The organism is Daeguia caeni (genome assembly GCF_042653845.1).
GTDB lineage: Bacteria > Pseudomonadota > Alphaproteobacteria > Rhizobiales > Rhizobiaceae > Brucella > Brucella caeni.
Genome location: NZ_JBHSEL010000081.1, coordinates 1 through 2,871 on the forward strand (window position 1 = coordinate 1; position 2,871 = coordinate 2,871).

Sequence of the window (2,871 nt, forward strand, 5' to 3'; positions counted from 1 at the left end):
CGCCATGAAGATGACGACAGAAGAGTCTTTTATCAAAGTATTGCAGATGCATGGCATAGATAATGCGTTTGGTATCATTGGCTCTGCGATGATGCCTGTTTCGGACTTGTTTCCGAAGGCGGGGATCAGGTTCTGGGACTGTGCGCATGAGACCAATGCGGCTTTGATCTGCGATGGCTACAGCCGCGTGACTGGCAAGATGGGTATGGCCATTGCGCAGAACGGTCCGGGTGTGACGGGCTTTGTGACGGCGATCAAGACCGCCTACTGGAACCACACGCCGATGCTTCTGGTCACGCCGCAGGCCGCCAACAAGACCATCGGCCAAGGCGGCTTCCAGGAAGTCGACCAGATGGCACTGTTTGAAGACATGGTCTGCTATCAGGAAGAAGTGCGCGACCCAAGCCGCGTGCCGGAAGTGCTCAACCGCGTGATCGAGAAGGCATGGCGCGGCTGCGCCCCCGCCCAGATCAATATTCCCCGCGATTTCTGGACCCAGGTCATTGATGTCGACCTGCCGCAGATCGTGCGGCTTGAGCGTTCAAGCGGCGGCCGCGAGGCCATTGCAGAGGCGGCAAAGCTGCTGACAGAGGCACGCTTCCCGGTCATCCTCAATGGCGCCGGCGTTGTCATCGGCAATGCCATTCCGGAATCCATCGCACTGGCAGAACGGCTCGATGCTCCTGTCTGCTGCGGCTACCAGCACAATGATGCCTTCCCCGGCAGCCATCCCTTGTCGGTCGGCCCGCTTGGCTATAACGGCTCCAAGGCAGCAATGGAGCTGATCTCCAGGGCCGATGTCGTGCTGGCACTTGGCACACGCCTTAATCCGTTCTCGACCCTGCCGGGCTATGGCATAGACTACTGGCCCAAGGACGCCAGGATCATTCAGGTCGATATCAACCCGGATCGCATCGGGCTGACCAAGAAGATCAGCGTCGGCATTTGTGGTGATGCCAAGCAGGTTGCGCGCCAGATTCTGGAGCAGCTTGGGGCACAGGCCGGCAATGCCGGACGCGAGGAGCGCAAGCAGCTCATCCACCATACCAAGTCGGCCTGGCTGCAGCAGCTTTCATCGATGGACCATGAAGATGATGATCCGGGCACGGACTGGAATGCTTCGGTACGCGCCCGCGAGAAGGATCGCATGTCGCCGCGGCAGGCATGGCGTGCCATTCAGGTAGCCTTGCCGAAGAATGTGATCATGTCGACCGATATTGGCAACAACTGCGCCATCGGCAATGCCTATCCAAGCTTTGAGCAGGGCCGCAAATATCTGGCGCCGGGCATGTTTGGCCCCTGCGGCTATGGCTTCCCGGCCATTATCGGCGCCAAGATCGGCCAGCCGGATGTTCCGGTGGTCGGCTTTGCCGGCGATGGTGCCTTTGGCATTTCCATGAACGAGATGACCTCGATCGGCCGCAAGGAATGGCCGGCGATTACCATGGTCATCTTCCGCAATTATCAGTGGGGTGCAGAAAAGCGTAACACGACGCTGTGGTATGACAACAACTTCGTCGGCACGGAACTGAACCCGAACCTGAGCTATGCCAAGGTGGCGGAAGGCTGTGGCCTCAAGGGTGTGACGGTCGATACGCAGGAAGCGCTGACCGAAGCGCTGAAGACGGCGATCGATGAGCAGATGAAGGGGGTTACGACCTTCATCGAGGTCATTCTCAATCAGGAACTGGGAGAACCGTTCCGTCGCGATGCGATGAAGAAGCCTGTGCCTGTGGCGGGCATTGATCCCAATGACATGCGTCCGCAGATGCCTGTCTGATCAAGCCTGTCAGTGATCTTGCCGGGAGGCCCACGGCCTCCCGGTACTCTCAGGGGCCTGCCACACATGCAATTGCTGGACAAGATTGTTGAAAATGCCCGCCTGAAGCAGCGCCATATCGTGCTGGCAGAGGGTGAGGACAGCCGCATCATCGAGGCTGCCTTGCGTGCCGAGCGCGAGGGGCTTGCCCGTATCACCTTGCTCGGCAACAAGGACACGATTGGCGCACAGGTCAGGGGATCGAACATCGAGATCATTGATCCTGTGATGTCGCCTCGGCGCGATATCTATGCCGAAAGGCTTCATGCACTGCGCCAATCCAGGGGGCTGAGCCCCGAGCAGGCACATGCGATTGCCGGCACGCCACTTGGCTTTGCCGCGCTGATGGTGCGCGAAGGCGATGCCGATGGCACGGTTGCGGGTGCGGTTTCGACCACGGCAGAGGTCATCCGCCATGCCTTGCAGATCATCGGCAAGGCGGAAGGTGTCACGCTTGTCTCAAGCTTTTTCCTGATCCTGCTTTGTGAGCCCTATCATCCCAAGAAGGGCATGTTCGTGTTTGCCGATTGCGGCATTGTGGTTGATCCGGATTACAGGGAGCTTGCGGATATAGCCATTCAGTCGGCCGGTTCATTCCGGCAGATCAGCGGCCAGGAGCCGGCTGTTGCCATGCTTTCCTTCTCGACGGGGGGCAGTGCTGCGCATGAGCGCGTCACCAAGGTCGTGCAGGCAACACAACTGGCGCGAGCGCTGCGGCCTGATCTTTGCATTGATGGCGAGATGCAGTTTGACACGGCCTTCGTGGAGGCGGTCAGCAAGACGAAACTGCCCAACTCGCCACTCAAGGGGGAAGCCAATGTGTTCATCTTCCCCAATCTGGAAGCGGCCAATATCGGCTACAAGATCGCCCAGCGCATTGGCGGCGCCAAGGCCATTGGACCGATCCTGCAGGGCCTGGCCAAACCAGCCAACGACCTCTCGCGCGGATGCAACGCCGACGACGTCTTCCACATGATCGCCCTGACAGCAAATCAGTGTGGGGAGTAAATCGAGCAACGATAGCTCGCGTTTGAATGCCGTGGCTGTCGGCG

2 protein-coding genes are annotated in these 2,871 nt (G+C 59.3%); both read left to right on the top strand.

Annotated features, from left to right (window positions below; translation table 11 throughout):
* The first annotated feature begins 4 nt into the window (after positions 1 to 4).
* Positions 5 to 1,780, top strand: a complete 1,776-nt coding sequence (gene xsc, locus ACFO1V_RS09545) for a sulfoacetaldehyde acetyltransferase (RefSeq protein ID WP_374834707.1) — start codon at positions 5 to 7, stop codon at positions 1,778 to 1,780.
* Between the two features lie 66 nt (positions 1,781 to 1,846).
* A complete protein-coding gene (pta, locus tag ACFO1V_RS09550) occupies positions 1,847 to 2,827 on the top strand; it encodes a phosphate acetyltransferase (protein WP_374834705.1) in 981 nt (326 codons plus the stop codon).
* Positions 2,828 to 2,871 lie beyond the last annotated feature (44 nt).